The sequence below is a fragment of the Acinetobacter sp. AS23 genome, from assembly GCF_023612055.1.
Lineage (GTDB): Bacteria > Pseudomonadota > Gammaproteobacteria > Pseudomonadales > Moraxellaceae > Acinetobacter > Acinetobacter oleivorans.
The window spans coordinates 2,783,669-2,798,641 of record NZ_CP082274.1 but is presented as its reverse complement, the minus strand read 5'-3'; the positions used below and the strand labels follow the sequence as shown (position 1 = coordinate 2,798,641).

Below are 14,973 nucleotides of genomic sequence, written 5' to 3'. Positions count from 1 at the left end.
GCAATATTGGTACCCAAATAAAAGCTCAACCTCAGTTTTCAGTCAGATTCTAACAGAAATATGAGAACAAAGTCATATTTTGATAATCACTGCCAAAAAACTTTCCGTTTAATATAACAGAGCCGCTATAAAAAAAACTATAGCGGCTCTGTGTTTTCTTTGATTATTGTCGGACAAGTAAACATTTTTTAATGAATTATTGACCGTTTGGTAAAATTAAGCGCGGGCGCTGCTTTCACCATGTTCACGATCTAAACCAAAAGCGGTATGTAGACAACGAACAGCAAGTTCAAGATATTTCTCGTCAATAATGACAGAAACTTTAATTTCAGAAGTTGAAATCATAAGAATGTTGATGCCTTCGTCAGCTAGGGCAGTGAACATCTTGCTCGCTACGCCTGCATGTGAACGCATACCTACACCTACGATAGACACTTTAACGATGTCATCACGTGTTGAAACTTCACGTGCGCCAATATTTTTGGCAGTTTCATTTAAGATTTTTTCAGCTTTCGCTAAATCAACACGGTTTACAGTGAAAGTGAAATCTGTTGTGCCATCTTCTTCAACATTTTGCACTATCATGTCGACTTCAATATTGGCATCACTTACTGGTGATAAAATTTTAGAAGCAATACCTGGTTCATCAGGTACACCTAAAATCGTTAATTTTGCTTCGTCACGGTTAAAAGCAATACCTGCAATAATTGGCTGTTCCATAGTATCTTCCGCCTCAGTCGTAATGAGTGTACCTACATTTTCTTTAAATTCTTCGTCAAACGCGCCGTCGTTATCATTATCAAAACTTGATAATACACGTAAAGGAACTTGATATTTCCCGGCAAATTCTACTGAGCGAATTTGTAAAACTTTTGAACCTAATGAAGCCATTTCTAGCATTTCTTCAAAAGAAATACGGTCGATTTTTTTAGCTTTAGGAGCAACACGCGGGTCAGTGGTGTAAACGCCATCTACATCAGTGTAAATTTGGCATTCATCTGCTTTTAGGGCAGCAGCAAGAGCAACACCAGAAGTATCTGAACCACCGCGGCCTAGTGTTGTGATATTTCCGTTAGCGTCAAAGCCTTGGAAACCTGCAACAACAATAACACGGCCTGCATCTAGGTCATTGGTCATGACATCTGTATCAATAGACTCAATACGCGCCTTGGTAAATGCACTGTCAGTTTTAATACCGACTTGACGTCCGGTATAGGATTTAGCTTCCACACCAATCGAATTAAGTGCCATAGCTAACATGGAAATCGTCACCTGTTCACCGGTTGAAACCATTTGGTCTAACTCGCGTGGGTCAGGTGTTTCGGTAATGGCTTTAGCGAGAGCAAGTAAGCGGTTTGTTTCACCACTCATTGCAGATACAACCACAACAACCTTGTGACCGTGATCATGCCAACGCTTAACACGACGAGCAACATTTAAAATGCGCTCGGGGGTACCCATAGAAGTACCGCCATATTTTTGAACGATTAATGCCATAGTTTTTCCATATAAGCCATGACCCTGAGAGGCTTTTCAGGGTCAGTTACACAAAAAGTGAAGTCTTATTTTTGTTCAAGCCATGCAGGTAATGCAGCAATAACTTGTCCAAACTTCTCGTTAAGTGGCGCGCCACCTTGTGCTAAGTCAGGTTTACCACCACCTTTACCACCTAACTCGGTTGCTAGATGTTTGATGATGTCACCTGCTTTTAGATTTGCAGTGTATTGTGATGCAACTGAAGCAAGTAGGCTAACTTTGTCACCCTCTACGCCAGCTAACACAATAACTGCATTCTCTAATTTTGATTTAACACTGTCGTGCAAGTTGCGAAGTGATTTCGCGTCTACACCTTGAACAGTGGTAATAAGCGTTTGACGACCAGAAATCGTTTGTACCTGATCAATCAATTCTGACGCTTGGAAGTTTGCCAATTTCTGATTGAGCTGTTCAATCTGCTTTTGTAATGCAGAAACAAGTTCTACATTAGCCTGTACACGCTCAACAGTTTGGTCTTTCTGTGCTTTTAATAAGCCATTAATGTGCTGGATATCTGAATCAGTTTTTTGTACTACTTCTAAAGCTTTAGTACCAGTCACTGCTTCAATACGACGTACACCAGCAGCTACACCGCCTTCAGAAGTGATTTTAAATAAACCAATATCACCTGTACGCTTAACGTGAATACCACCACAAAGTTCAATTGAGAAGTTTTTCTCATCAATCACTGAACCCATAGCGAGAACACGAACTTCGTTACCGTATTTTTCACCGAACAACATCATTGCGCCTTTTGCTTTTGCCGCTTCAATGTCAAGGAGTTCAGTGGTTACAGCTGTATTTGCAATAATTTCTGCATTAACTAAACGCTCAACCTGTTGTAACTGTTCAAAAGTTACAGGTTGATCGTTAGCAAAGTCAAAACGTAAGATATCACTTGCAACTAAAGAACCTTTTTGTTGTACGTGTGAACCTAAGATTTGACGTAGAGCAGCATGTAATAGGTGAGTTGCCGAGTGGTTGCGTGCAGTAGCTTCACGAATATCTGCTTTAACAATTGCTTCAACGTTTTGATCAGCTTTAAGGTTACCAACAGTCACAATACCTTGATGAACAAAGGCACCGCCTGATTTCTTAGTATCTTGAACTTCAAAAATACCAGTTTCGTTTTTGAAGATACCTGTGTCACCAATCTGACCACCACTTTCTGCATAGAAAGGAGTCTGGTTTAAAACGATAAGTGCTTCGTCGCCTTCAGAAACTTCATCAACTTGTACGCCATCTTTATAGATCGCTACAATTTGGCCTTGACCAGTGGTGTTGATGTAACCATCAAACTGGGTTTCGCCTTCAACTTGTACAATGCTGTTATAGTCAATAGCGAATTTACCAGCATCACGAGCACGTTGACGCTGAGCAGCCATTTCTACTTCAAAACCAGCTTCGTCAATAATAAAGTCACGTTCACGTGCAATATCAGCAGTTAAGTCTGTTGGGAAGCCGTAAGTGTCGTAAAGTTTGAAGACTGTCGCCCCAGGAATAGTCTTGTCTTTTAACTGAGCAAGTTCACCTTCAAGTAGTTTTAAACCTTGCTCAAGTGTTTTTGCAAACTGTTCTTCTTCACGAACTAAAGTTGCTTCAATCACATCTTTACGAGCTGCGAGTTCAGGATAAGCCTCACCCATAACTTCGATTAAAGGTTGCAACATTTTGTAGAAGAACGTACCAGTTGCACCAAGCTTATTACCGTGACGCACAGCGCGGCGGATAATACGGCGTAGTACATAACCGCGACCTTCATTGCTTGGGTTAACACCATCAGCAATTAAGAAACAGCATGAACGCGCATGGTCTGCAACAACACGTAAAGAAGGCTGACCTTCGTCTTCAATACCAATAATGTTTGCAGCAGCTTTTAATAAGTGTTGGAACAGGTCAATGTCGTAGTTTGAATTAACATGTTGCAATACAGCAGAAATACGTTCTAAGCCCATACCTGTATCAACAGATGGAGCAGGGAGAGGGTGAAGCACGCCATCAGCAGTACGGTTGAACTGCATGAAAACGTTGTTCCAGATTTCAATGAAACGGTCGCCATCTTCTTCAGGTGTGCCTGGTAAACCACCCCAAATGTGATCGCCATGGTCAAAGAAGATTTCAGAACATGGACCACATGGACCTGTGTCACCCATTGCCCAGAAGTTATCAGATGCGTATTTTTCGCCTTTATTATCACCAATACGGATAATACGTTCAGGCGCTAAACCAATTTCTTTATTCCAGATGTCATAAGCTTCATCATCGGTGTGATAAACGGTCGCATATAAACGGTCTTTAGGGAGAGCTAACCATTCATCGCTAGTCAAAAATTCCCAAGCGAATTTAAGTGCATCACGCTTGAAATAATCACCAAATGAGAAATTACCTAACATTTCAAAGAATGTATGGTGACGAGCAGTGTAACCAACGTTGTCTAAATCATTGTGTTTACCACCAGCACGTACACATTTTTGTGATGTAGTTGCACGTACATAGTCACGTTTTTCAAGACCTAAGAAGCAGTCTTTAAACTGGTTCATCCCAGCATTTGTAAATAATAAAGTTGGGTCGTTGGCAGGAACAAGAGAACTCGACGCGACACGTGTATGCCCTTGCGTCTCAAAATAGCGCAAAAATGCTTCACGAATTTCAGCAGATGTCATTAAACGAGTACTCACAACCAAGTCACTCCATATTTTCGAATTTGGCTAAATGTATCAATGCCTGTTTGTTTTATGCCAAACCTTAGCATGTGATACGGGGCTTATTTTTTAAAAACGCTAAATTGTAGCGGAAAAACCCCACCGAACCAACGATTTTAAAAGGAATATCTTACAAAACTGTGATTTGGCTAAAAATCTATATTCAATTGGGCGTGACGTGCTTTACTATATGCCTTCTTTAGCCTGTAGTTTTGTAGATAAGGATAGGTCATGCAACGTATCGCCATTAATGGGTTTGGCCGAATTGGACGTAATGTTTTACGTGCCTGGTTTGAGAGCTCAAAACAATTTCAATTTGAAATCGTGGCGATTAACGACATAGCTGATGTGCAAACATTAGTGCATTTATTTAAATATGACTCAACACATGGCCGCTTCAATGGAAATGTGGAAATTTTCATTGAAAATGAAAAAGTTTTTTTGAATATTCAGTCAAATCAACGAACCCTAAAAGTTGAGGTTTTAAAGCAGAAACAACCTGAACTTTTACCATGGTCTAGTTTAGATGTTGATGTGGTGCTTGAGTGTACAGGACTGTTCCGTTCTCACTCTGATGCAACGCGTCATCTACAAGCAGGGGCGAAGCGGGTGATTATTGGGGCAGCGCCTTTTGATCATGTCGATGCAGCCATTGTTTATGGTGTGAACCATCATGAAGTCAAAGTGACTGATCAGATCATATCAAGCGTTTCATGTACTACGCAGGCTTTGGTTCCATTGGTAAAAATCATTGATGATGCTTTTGGTATTGAAACAGCGCTTATGACTGAAATTCATGCAGTAACGGCAGACCAATCTGTACTCGACCACGCACATCGTGATTTGCGCCGCGCTAGAGCTTCAGGACAAAATATTATTCCGACCACGTCTAGTGCACTCGGTGCATTAAAACGTGTTATGCCTAAAATGGAAGACCGTATAGACGGTTATTCAATTCGGGTACCTACTATTAATGTAGCTGCAATTGACTTAACTTTTATCGCGCAATCTCCAATTACTGTGCATCATATTAATGAATTGCTAATTAAAGCATCTCAAACAGACTATGCGGAAATTATGGCAGTAACGGATGAGCCGTTAGTTTCCAGTGATTTTAACCATTCACCTTATTCACTCATCGTTGATTTAACTCAAACTATGGTTGTGGGGCATCAAGCTAAAGTATTTGCTTGGTACGATAATGAATGGGGCTATGCAAATCGATTATTAGATTTGTGCGATTCTTTCTAAAATTGAATTGAAGTAATAAAGGATGTTAAATAAACATCCTTTTATAATTATTAATTTGAAGTATAAAAAGTTAAAAATAATGAAAATTATAAATATTAGTGTTGTGTAAAATTATATCTATTTGTATGATTCGCAAACATTAAAATTTTAATTATAGAGTTCATATGAAATTTAATTCAAAAAGAATAAGTGTTTTTTTAATTTTTACATCTACTATTATTTTAACTGCTTGTGGTGGTGAAAGCTCAGATCAAAATATCAATGGTCAAGCTGAAAATAATTTAGAAAAAGAAGACGAAATTTACCAAGTTTATTATCAATCTTCTGATATTTCTTCAGGTATCTATACTGATTTTTTTGAAATTACTCAATATCCAATTAAAAATAATGAAATATTTTTTGCAAAGTCACATAACCAGCCGTTAGAAACTGAGGTTTTAACTGAAAAGAAAATTTTAAATAAAGGGACGTTACAAACTAATATTGTGAAAAGGTTAACACCTGGTAGTTGGACTTATGAGCTAACTCCTGATTTGAAACAAAATTTAAAGTTTGAAATTGTGAAGTTAGATGGTGAAAATATCTTTGATCGTGTATTGCCAGGCTATAAAGAAAATATAAATTTAGAAACGGGACTTCATAATCAGCTTGATAAAAATTTAATTGAATTTTACCAAAACTATAAGAATGTTTCGTTTCCAAAGAATAGTTATTGTTATCGTTTAAAAGAGACTCAATGGAATCAATCTTATATTTCATATATATCTAGTTTTTATGCCAATCCCGCGTTTAGTGAGAAAAAGCAGTCAATCATCGAAAGATATAATAACCTAGGTCTAGATAAAAAGTATTTTAGGCTTCTAAACTCGCAGTGGTACGGCTATAACTTAACTGTTTTAGAAAACTTAGAAACTGGTGATACTCAAAGTGTAGCAGGTAATAATAATGATCAGTCTGCTTCTATGGAATTTGTATCAAGCAGTTTATGGGATGCCGATAAAAGTTTGGCGTATGAGAAGTCTCACCTTTATTTTGTAGAAGATAACCCGCTTAATGATGTGCATTCATTAATTGCTTTCAGACAAAAGTTAAAAATCGCAAATCTTGAAAAAGGTTGCTTTGCTTTTAATACTCAGGCAGTTCAAGCTATTCAAAAGCTAAATTTGGTTAACTGGAAACAAGGTGATAGTTCAGTTATTGGCCCTTTCTTTGGTCGAAGAACTTTTGTCTATGATATAAACGAAGCAGAGTAAGATATTGAATATTATTATTAATTGTTTAAAACTTCTTTTTGACTTTAGAGTTTATTAAGAAAGATTTATGCAAATTGTCAGGTGCATGGCAGAAAGTATCATGCTACACTAAGAGAAATCGGGTGTGTTCCCGATTTTTTTATGTGGGGTCGTTCCACGTTGATCAGATTTTAGGCTTGAAATATGACCATTTCAGAGACATGGTTGCTGCCTGACGGGGTAGCAGATGTATTGCCGGAACAGGCACAAGTCATTGAAAAACTTCGCCGTGAAGCTTTAGATTTCCTCGCGGTGCGAGGTTATCAATTGGTATATACACCATTTATCGAATACATCGAATCGTTGTCTTCATTATCAGAATCAAATCAAGACTTGGATTTAGTAACTTTTAAGGTTATTGATCAGCTCTCAGGCCGTTTACTCGGTGTTCGTGCTGATATGACGCCACAAGTTGCACGTATTGATGCACATGTAAGACCAGTTGAAGGTGTTGCACGTTACTGTTATTCAGGGACTGTATTACATACTAAACCACAAAATTTCAATGCCACACGTGCACCTTTGCAATTGGGTGCAGAGTTATATGGCCACGATAGTATCGAAGCTGATGTCGAAATGGTCGATGTTATGCTGGGATTGATTGAGAACATCTATACCTTACAAGGCGCGCATTTAGATTTGGGCCATGTAGGTTTGTTCCGCAGTCTAGTGAAGTATGCTGGCCTGTCAAAAAATGAAGAACATGAACTGTCTGATCTTTATCAAAGAAAAGCATTGCCAGAGTTAGCAGAGTTTACTCAAAGCCTCAATATGGGTTCTGATTTCTATGCGCTTGGTCGTTATTCTAGTGATTTAGAAGCATTGCAGACGAATTTAAGTGCCAATATTTTGCAAGATGCTGAATTTAAGTCAGCATTAGATGCACTAAAGACGACACTTGAACAAATTAAAGGTCGTTGGCCAAATCTCAATATCGGTATTGATGTTGTAGAGCTACGTAGTTATCACTATCACACTGGCTTAATGTATGCAGTCTATGCGCCGAACCGTGCTGCGCCGTTAGCGCAGGGTGGTCGTTACGATGGTATTGGTGAGCACTTTGGTCGTGCACGTCCTGCTACTGGCTTCAGTTGCGATTTATATGCCTTAGGTGCAAATCAGTTCGCCGAAATAGAAACTGTTGTTGCTCCAAAAGGCTCAGAACAAGATTTACTCTCAGCAATTTCGAATGCACGCGCTCAAGGTTTACGTGTCGTTCAATTGTTAGGTAATGATGATTTAAGTTCTATTCCATACGCGACCCATCAACTCGTGGCGCAAAATGGTCAATGGAATATTGAAAAGATTTAAACGCCAACGGTAAGTTTTTACTGGTGGTTTCCAATTTTAACAGCATGATGTAATGAGGCTATTATGGGCAAAAATGTTGTGGTACTTGGTACCCAATGGGGCGACGAAGGTAAAGGTAAAATCGTCGACCTGCTCACAGATCAGGCGGCTGCGGTAGTACGTTATCAAGGCGGACATAACGCAGGTCATACTCTTGTCGTAGGTGGTAAAAAGACTGTATTGCACCTCATTCCATCAGGCATTTTACGTGAAAACGTATTGTGCTTAATTGGTAATGGTGTAGTACTTTCACCAGCCGCGTTAATTGAAGAAATGGGAATTTTGGAAGCGGAAGGAGTTCCTGTTAAAGAACGCCTACGTATTTCTCCAAACTGTCCACTCATTTTGCCTAACCACATTGCACTTGATCAGGCACGTGAAAAGAAACGTGGTAATGCTAAAATCGGTACTACAGGTCGTGGTATTGGTCCTGCTTACGAAGATAAAGTAGCTCGTCGTGCAGTGCGTGTTGCTGACCTTGTTCGTGGTGGTGCAGCATTAGAAGAAAAACTGTCTGAAATGCTTGAGTTACATAACTTCCAATTAACTCAGTTCTACGGTGTAGAAGCTGTTAAATTTGAAGATGTATTGGCTCTTTGCAACCAATGGCGTGAAGTTCTTGCTCCATTAGTGATTGACGTGACTAAAGTGTTACATGACTACCGCAAAGAAGGTAAGCCTGTAATGTTTGAAGGCGCTCAAGGCTCACTTTTAGACATCGACCACGGTACTTATCCGTATGTGACTAGCTCAAATACAACTGCTGGTGGCGTAAGCTCTGGTTCAGGTATGGGACCTTTACATCTTGATTATGTATTAGGTATTACTAAAGCTTATACAACACGTGTAGGTGCTGGCCCATTCCCAACTGAATTGGTTTACGATGCAGCTGCTGATGCTGGTGACCCAGTGGGTAAACACCTTGGTACAGTTGGTCATGAATTTGGTGCTTCTACTGGTCGTCAACGTCGTTGTGGTTGGTTTGATGCTGAAATCCTTCGCCGTTCTGTAGATGTAAACTCACTTTCTGGTATTTGCTTAACTAAACTAGACGTTCTAGATGGTTTAGAAGAAGTAAAAATCTGTGTGGGCTATGAAAATACAGACTCAGGTTGTGTAGGTTCTTCTGATGCGGTTTCTTTTGAATGCTTGAAACCAATTTATGAAACTATGCCAGGTTGGAGCGAATCGACTGTTGGTTTAACCAGTATCGATCAATTACCAGCAAATGCTTTAGCTTATGTGAAGCGTATTGAACAATTAATCGAATGTCCGATTGATATCGTTTCAACTGGTCCAGACCGTGCAGAAACAATTGTTTTACGTCATCCATTCTCTGCTTAATTAGCAAAGATTAAAAAGGCCTCCTAAAAGGGGGCTTTTTTATACCCGACTAAAGTGCAGTTTTCGTTTTATTCGATTCAGATTAAAACGTTAGATAGATAAGGAATGATGGGCTCAGGATGAAGCTACAACCAACTATTTCGAAAACAATTTTTTATTCTTTTTTATTCGCTATTGGTGGTTCACCGACACTGGCGATGTTAGTTATTTATGGTCAAGAATATCATGAAGATTTCTTCATGACCGCGTTTATGAGTTTGTCGGTATTGTTCGCATGTGTGTTAATTCCTGTGGTGCTCATACAAAATAGTTATTTACTCTGGAAAAGAGAAAGTCCTAATCTTGAAGAGAAAGTTAAGTTTTTAAGTTATGTTTATCTTGGCTTAAATATAATATGTCTAATTTTCTGGATTTATTTGATGACTTTATCGGCTTGATCGTTACATAAATACTATGATCATGAAGAAATGAGACATTCAAAGTGTAAGCGGTATTTCTTATAATAAGTGCAAAAGAATAAACAGCTTTTTCTCGATTTAGGTGATCCATGTTATGAATAAAAAACTCTTTTTAAGCTTGTGTGCGGCAAGTGTGATGACCATTTCTGGCTGTGCAACAGTAGCGGACATGGCGGGTGCAGATACTGCAACCTTAAATGCCCAATCTGCTCAAGGTTTTAATAAGATGGTGCAGGAAGCACGTGGCAAAGGAACTTTGGATACAAGTTCAAGTACCTATAGCCGTATTAATGCTGTTTTTAACCGTTTAAAACCTTATGCGAACCAGATGAACCAGACTGGTCAGCCTTTTAGCTGGCAGTTGGCAGTACTGAAATCAGATACGATTAATGCTTATGTAGCACCAGGTGGTAAAGTGGTGTTCTATACAGGCATTGTAAATAAATTGAACCTGACAGATGCTGAAATTGCAGCTGTTATGGGACATGAAATGACTCACGCCTTAGAAGAGCACGCAAAAAGTAAAATCGGTGCTCAGGCTCTAACTGATTTAGCTCTTGGTATTGGTTTAAGCTATGCTGGCAATAATGTTGGCCAACTTGGTACTGCTGCGGCTCAGCTAGGTTCACAAGTGGGTGTAGGCTTACCATATTCTCGTAGTTTGGAAAGTCGTGCTGACCAAGGTGGCTTAATGCTAATGGCACGTGCAGGTTATAATCCAAATGCAGCGATTACACTTTGGGAAAAAATGAATAAGCTTGAAGGTGGTGGTGGTTCATCATTCTTATCTACTCACCCATCTAACTCTCAGCGTATTAGCGATATGCGTCAAAACTTGCCTGCAGCAATGGCTATTTATAATGGCCGTAAATAAGATATAAATTTTTTATAGATAAAGAAAACGGATGCTTAAGCATCCGTTTTTTTATTTAAGGAGCAGGGTTGGGCTGTTGGACATGAATAGCTTCAATACCTTGTAAAACTTCGGCAGGTAGTTCAATTTCAAATGCCTGAATATTTTCTTTAAGTTGGTCTAGATTAGTGGCACCAATAATTGTGCTGGTCACAAAGAATTGTTGTTTAATAAAAGCTAATGCCATTTGAGTTAAGCTTAACCCATGTTTCTCAGCTAGCTGTGCATATTGTTCAGTTGCCCACTCACTTTGAGGGTTACTATAGCGGCTAAAACGTGGAAATAATGTGACACGAGCATTCGCGGGACGAGCGCCATTTCTAAACTTGCCAGAGAGATAGCCAAACGCAAGAGGAGAGTAAGCGAGTAAACCAACATCTTCATATTTAGCAATTTCAGACATACCTATTTCATACGTACGGTTGAGAAGGCTATATGGATTTTGAACACTTACAAATTTACTTACACCTAACTTTTCAGCCAAATGTAAAAATTTCATAGTGCCCCACGGCGTTTCATTCGATAAGCCAATATAGCGAATGCGTCCTCGGTTAATCTCTTCTTGTAGAGCAAGTAATGTTTCTTCTAGAGGGGTGGTATCGTAATCATTTTGTGCTTGCTGGTTGCCATAAGCTAGCGTACCGAAAAAGTTGGTATGACGTTCAGGCCAATGTAGTTGATAGAGATCGATATAGTCGGTTTGGAGACGTTTCAGGGAGCCATCTAGGGCTTTAGCAATATGATCGCTGTTGAAGCACGTATGGCCTTCTCTGATGTGTGTTCCTCCAAAGCCTGGCCCTGCAATTTTAGAGGCAAGAAAGACTTTGTCACGTTGACCATTTTGGGCAAACCAATTGCCAATAATCGTTTCAGTTGCACCATAGGTTTCAGGTTTTGGCGGAACCGAATACATCTCTGCCGTATCCCAAAAATACAAACCGTGCGCCAGAGCATAATTGAGTTGTTCAAATGCTTCTTGCTGGGAGTTTTGCTCACCAAATGTCATGGTGCCTAAACAAATTTCTGGAAGCTTGAGACCTGTGCGACTAAGTGGGTTAAATTGCATACAGCGGAATCCTTGGAAATTTTGAGTTAGCCTAACGGAGAATATGTATTCAACTTAAATCATAAAATTAGAATAGTTTGTAAGTTTTGTGTATTAACTCATTGTTGCATATAAAAAAAGCAAACCGAAGTTTGCTTTTTATTAAAAACTTAATAAATATTATTCTTCATCATCATAGTCTTCATCAGAAACTGGAGCTTCTTCTAATGAAACATCAAAAATAAGAATAGCTTTACCATCTGTCTGGATCATACCTTGATCTTCTAATGTCTTAAGTACACGGCCAACCATCTCACGTGAACATCCCACAATACGGCCAATTTCTTGACGAGTAATACGAATTTGACGACCGTTTGGCAAAATCATTGCTTCTGGTTGTGAAGATAAGTCGATTAAACAACGTGCAATACGCCCAGATACATCAATAAATGCAAGATCTGTCATTTTACGAGTTGTATTTTTTAGACGGCGAACAAGTTGTGCAAAAACAGCATAACTTAAGTCCGGATATTGTTTGCTAAGTTCGTGGAAGTTGTCATAAGAAATTTCTGCAATTTCACAGACATCACGAGTACGAACTTCAGCTGTACGTTGAGGGTTCGGTTCGAAAAGCCCCATTTCCCCAAAGAAGTCGCCCGGATTCAAATATGCAACAACAATTTCACGTTCGTCATCTTCACGTAAAATAATTGAAACTGAGCCTTTTAAAATTAAGTATAAAGATTTTGACTCTGTTCCGGCATCAACAATTGTGGTTCGTTTTGGATATCTGTTGATGTGAGCACGTTTTAACAATGCTTTAACGGATTCAGGTAGTTGCCCCGGAGATAAAGCATCTGTGCTGAGTTGTGAAAAATTTGAAGTCATGCTTAATATGTTCCGAATAGGGTAAACAATTCACACAAGCCCGAGATGAGCTATTACACAGAAGAGATGAAATTCCTTATCAACTCATTTTATGTTAGTGTACAAAACAAGGGTCTGTTGACATTTCACAGATGGTTGCGACATAAGACAATTCTTTTAGACGTTACCAAGCAAGAGCTATGAAATTTAGCCATTCTAAATAAATAGATCTTAACAACGGAACGTACAAAATAACATGGTCTTGCGCTGTGCCTGCGCTGCTTAAATGGCAACTCAGATTATGGCTGAAATTTCACAAACTATATAACAAAACTGGACAAAGGATTGCCATTGTCTGGGTTTTGCGTCTTATTTGGATTAATTTTTAGCTCTAACGCAATCCATAGATGAAATGTCAACAGACCCTGCTTAAATTTATAATTTTTTTTAGGTAGTTGCAATGCAAACAAGTGTACATTGGCTAGAGAATGTTGCTTTTGAAGCGAAATCGGATAGTGGGCATAGTGTCATTATGGATGGCTCACCTGAGTATGGTGGTGAAAACCGTGGTCCACGTCCTATGGAATTGCTATTAATGGGACTTGGTGGGTGTGCTTCGTTTGATATTGTGACCATTTTAAAGAAATCTCGTCAAGATGTGACGAATGTTGTATGTAATTTAAAAGCTGAGCGTGCTGACACAATTCCGGCTGTTTTTACTAAAATCCACTTACACTTTGTGGTAACGGGTAAAGCTGTTAAAGAAAAACAGGTTGCAAAAGCGGTTGAATTGTCTGCCGAAAAATATTGTTCAGCGAGTAAAATGCTTTCCGATGGTGGTGTAGAAATTACCCATGACTTTGAAATTATTGAAGCGGAATAAGACAGTTTTTTGATAGCTAAAAATTAAAAGAAGCTGACATTAGGGTTGGCTTTTTTATTGTCAAAAATAACTAAAAAATAAGAGGAGGGATGAAATGAATATTCGTACTGCTAAATGGGAAGATACTCAAGCAATATGCGATTTACTTAAACAGATGGGCTACCCACAGCCACTCACTCTTATCCAAGAAAAATTTGAAATACTGCATAATGACGCTAACTCACAAATTTTGGTTGCTGAAGAAAATGGCAAGATTTGTGGCTTTTTATCTCTTTATTTTATTCCGCAAATTGCCTTAGAAGGTGACTTTGCCAAAATATGCTATCTGTGCGTTGATGAGAATATGCGTAGTAAAGGTGTAGGGCGGTTACTCCTACAAGAAGCTGAGCAACAAGCCAAGCGCCGTGGTTGTGATCGAATGGAACTTCATTCTGGAGTGCAAAGACCTTTGGCACATCAATTTTACCTAAGAGAAGGCTATATCGAAGCACCAAAGTATTTTCGTAAAGCTTTAAATTAACGAGCTGTATTTAGAAAAAGCTGAGGATCTACCCGAGCATTATTAAGGCTCATGCCCCAATGCAGGTGAGGACCTGTCACACGTCCAGTTTTGCCCACTAAACCTAGTGTTTCTCCTTGGCGGATATGTTGGCCTTTCTCTACTTTAATTGCGCTTAAATGGCAGAACATGCTGACTAGGCCTTGGCCATGATCAATCAACACGGTTTGACCATTAAAAAAATAAGATCCGGTTTGGATAACAACACCATCTGCGGGTGCAACAACTTTTTGTCCTATTGGCGCAGGGATATCTAAACCTGAATGGGGAGCACGTTCTTCACCATTAAAAAAGCGCTTTCTTCCAAAAGAGTTAGAAAATTTCCCTGAAGTCGGGCGTATAAATGCTGGTAAGGTTTGCCATGAACTCTTTGTAAATGAGCTATACACATCATTTTGTTCTTTAGCTTCTTGAGCATAACGGTCTAACTGGCTTTGGTTCGGGTTCACATAATCTTGGTTAGTGACTTTAATCCGTTGCTCCGCATAGGGATAGGACTTAATTTCTATTTGAATAGGGGTTTTATTCGTGTCGAGTTGTACATTGCCAAGTGGGGTAGATAAGGAAATACCCACAACAGCATAACGCTGCTGACCTTCCTGACTAATTAAAACTGGCTTTTGTTGAAAAGTGACCTGAGTAATATCAGCGGTTAATGGGACAACTGCGATGCCACCGGGTCTTCTTGAGTCTTGTGGAAGTTGAGCGACTGCCAGTGCTGAAGTAAAAAGACAAGTTGTTGTTAATAGAATGTGTTTAAAGTGCATTTTTCA

General features: G+C 39.2%; 13 protein-coding genes and 1 pseudogene. 9 read left to right on the top strand and 5 right to left on the bottom strand.

Translation table 11 applies throughout. The annotated features are described in order from the left end of the window. Nucleotides 1-216 precede the first annotated feature (216 nt). Both K6I41_RS13190 and alaS read right to left on the bottom strand, forming a co-directional pair. Entirely contained in the window at nt 217-1,497 is a 1,281-nt protein-coding gene (locus K6I41_RS13190) for an aspartate kinase (RefSeq protein ID WP_004793772.1), read from the bottom strand. 65 nt (nt 1,498-1,562) lie between these two features. Further along, the gene (alaS, locus tag K6I41_RS13185) at nt 1,563-4,199 is read right to left on the bottom strand and encodes an alanine--tRNA ligase (RefSeq protein ID WP_174759245.1); all 2,637 of its coding nucleotides are present in this window, start codon (nt 4,197-4,199) and stop codon (nt 1,563-1,565) included. Between the two features lie 270 nt (nt 4,200-4,469). Between alaS and gap the strand changes: the two genes are divergently transcribed. The 6 genes from gap (at nt 4,470) to K6I41_RS13155 (ending at nt 10,807) form a co-directional block, all read left to right on the top strand. Next, entirely contained in the window at nt 4,470-5,489 is a 1,020-nt protein-coding gene (gene gap, locus K6I41_RS13180) for a type I glyceraldehyde-3-phosphate dehydrogenase (protein ID WP_250374525.1), read from the top strand. A gap of 164 nt (nt 5,490-5,653) precedes the next feature. Continuing rightward, on the top strand, nt 5,654-6,742 hold the full coding sequence (locus K6I41_RS13175) for a hypothetical protein (RefSeq protein ID WP_250374524.1): 1,089 nt from the start codon (nt 5,654-5,656) through the stop codon (nt 6,740-6,742). Between the two features lie 183 nt (nt 6,743-6,925). Beyond that, a complete protein-coding gene (locus K6I41_RS13170; RefSeq protein WP_003652693.1) occupies nt 6,926-8,092 on the top strand; it encodes an ATP phosphoribosyltransferase regulatory subunit in 1,167 nt (388 codons plus the stop codon). Between the two features lie 63 nt (nt 8,093-8,155). Next, the gene (locus K6I41_RS13165; RefSeq protein ID WP_151767711.1) at nt 8,156-9,475 is read left to right on the top strand and encodes an adenylosuccinate synthase; all 1,320 of its coding nucleotides are present in this window, start codon (nt 8,156-8,158) and stop codon (nt 9,473-9,475) included. 119 nt (nt 9,476-9,594) lie between these two features. Continuing rightward, a complete protein-coding gene (locus K6I41_RS13160; RefSeq protein ID WP_013198498.1) occupies nt 9,595-9,912 on the top strand; it encodes a hypothetical protein in 318 nt (105 codons plus the stop codon). Nucleotides 9,913-10,027: 115 nt separating this feature from the next. Then, nucleotides 10,028-10,807 (top strand): M48 family metallopeptidase, encoded by a 780-nt coding sequence (locus K6I41_RS13155; protein WP_013198497.1) that lies wholly within the window; start codon nt 10,028-10,030, stop codon nt 10,805-10,807. A 55-nt stretch (nt 10,808-10,862) separates the two neighbouring features. Here the strand turns inward: K6I41_RS13155 and K6I41_RS13150 are convergent, their stop codons facing one another. Then, nucleotides 10,863-11,912, bottom strand: a complete 1,050-nt coding sequence (locus K6I41_RS13150) for an NADP(H)-dependent aldo-keto reductase (protein ID WP_250374523.1) — start codon at nt 11,910-11,912, stop codon at nt 10,863-10,865. 159 nt (nt 11,913-12,071) lie between these two features. After that, complete coding sequence (crp, locus tag K6I41_RS13145; RefSeq protein ID WP_004793675.1) at nt 12,072-12,779, bottom strand: cAMP-activated global transcriptional regulator CRP; 708 nt, start codon at nt 12,777-12,779, stop codon at nt 12,072-12,074. A gap of 241 nt (nt 12,780-13,020) precedes the next feature. On the opposite strand from crp, the pseudogene K6I41_RS13140 reads away from it, so the two are divergent. The 3 genes and pseudogenes from K6I41_RS13140 to K6I41_RS13130 all read left to right on the top strand — a co-directional run. After that, nucleotides 13,021-13,083, top strand: a pseudogene (locus K6I41_RS13140) (hypothetical protein); the annotation flags it as partial. A 135-nt stretch (nt 13,084-13,218) separates the two neighbouring features. Continuing rightward, on the top strand, nt 13,219-13,641 hold the full coding sequence (locus K6I41_RS13135) for an OsmC family protein (RefSeq protein ID WP_005041936.1): 423 nt from the start codon (nt 13,219-13,221) through the stop codon (nt 13,639-13,641). A gap of 94 nt (nt 13,642-13,735) precedes the next feature. Further along, nucleotides 13,736-14,161, top strand: a complete 426-nt coding sequence (locus K6I41_RS13130; protein WP_250374522.1) for a GNAT family N-acetyltransferase — start codon at nt 13,736-13,738, stop codon at nt 14,159-14,161. On the opposite strand, the gene K6I41_RS13125 is transcribed toward K6I41_RS13130, so the two are convergent. Next, a complete protein-coding gene (locus tag K6I41_RS13125) occupies nt 14,158-14,967 on the bottom strand; it encodes a M23 family metallopeptidase (RefSeq protein ID WP_250374521.1) in 810 nt (269 codons plus the stop codon). The genes K6I41_RS13130 and K6I41_RS13125 overlap by 4 nt on opposite strands. Nucleotides 14,968-14,973: the final 6 nt, after the last annotated feature.

Bases quoted from the DNA above. Each gene is read 5' to 3' on its own strand.
- K6I41_RS13170 (WP_003652693.1), top strand. From the start codon at position 6,926: ATGACCATTTCAGAGACATGGTTGCTGCCTGACGGGGTAGCAGATGTA.
- gap (WP_250374525.1), top strand. From the start codon at position 4,470: ATGCAACGTATCGCCATTAATGGGTTTGGCCGAATTGGACGTAATGTT.
- alaS (WP_174759245.1), bottom strand. From the start codon at position 4,199: ATGACATCTGCTGAAATTCGTGAAGCATTTTTGCGCTATTTTGAGACG.
- K6I41_RS13150 (WP_250374523.1), bottom strand. From the start codon at position 11,912: ATGCAATTTAACCCACTTAGTCGCACAGGTCTCAAGCTTCCAGAAATT.
- K6I41_RS13160 (WP_013198498.1), top strand. From the start codon at position 9,595: ATGAAGCTACAACCAACTATTTCGAAAACAATTTTTTATTCTTTTTTA.
- K6I41_RS13175 (WP_250374524.1), top strand. From the start codon at position 5,654: ATGAAATTTAATTCAAAAAGAATAAGTGTTTTTTTAATTTTTACATCT.
- K6I41_RS13135 (WP_005041936.1), top strand. From the start codon at position 13,219: ATGCAAACAAGTGTACATTGGCTAGAGAATGTTGCTTTTGAAGCGAAA.
- K6I41_RS13130 (WP_250374522.1), top strand. From the start codon at position 13,736: ATGAATATTCGTACTGCTAAATGGGAAGATACTCAAGCAATATGCGAT.
- K6I41_RS13165 (WP_151767711.1), top strand. From the start codon at position 8,156: ATGGGCAAAAATGTTGTGGTACTTGGTACCCAATGGGGCGACGAAGGT.
- K6I41_RS13190 (WP_004793772.1), bottom strand. From the start codon at position 1,497: ATGGCATTAATCGTTCAAAAATATGGCGGTACTTCTATGGGTACCCCC.
- crp (WP_004793675.1), bottom strand. From the start codon at position 12,779: ATGACTTCAAATTTTTCACAACTCAGCACAGATGCTTTATCTCCGGGG.
- K6I41_RS13125 (WP_250374521.1), bottom strand. From the start codon at position 14,967: ATGCACTTTAAACACATTCTATTAACAACAACTTGTCTTTTTACTTCA.
- K6I41_RS13155 (WP_013198497.1), top strand. From the start codon at position 10,028: ATGAATAAAAAACTCTTTTTAAGCTTGTGTGCGGCAAGTGTGATGACC.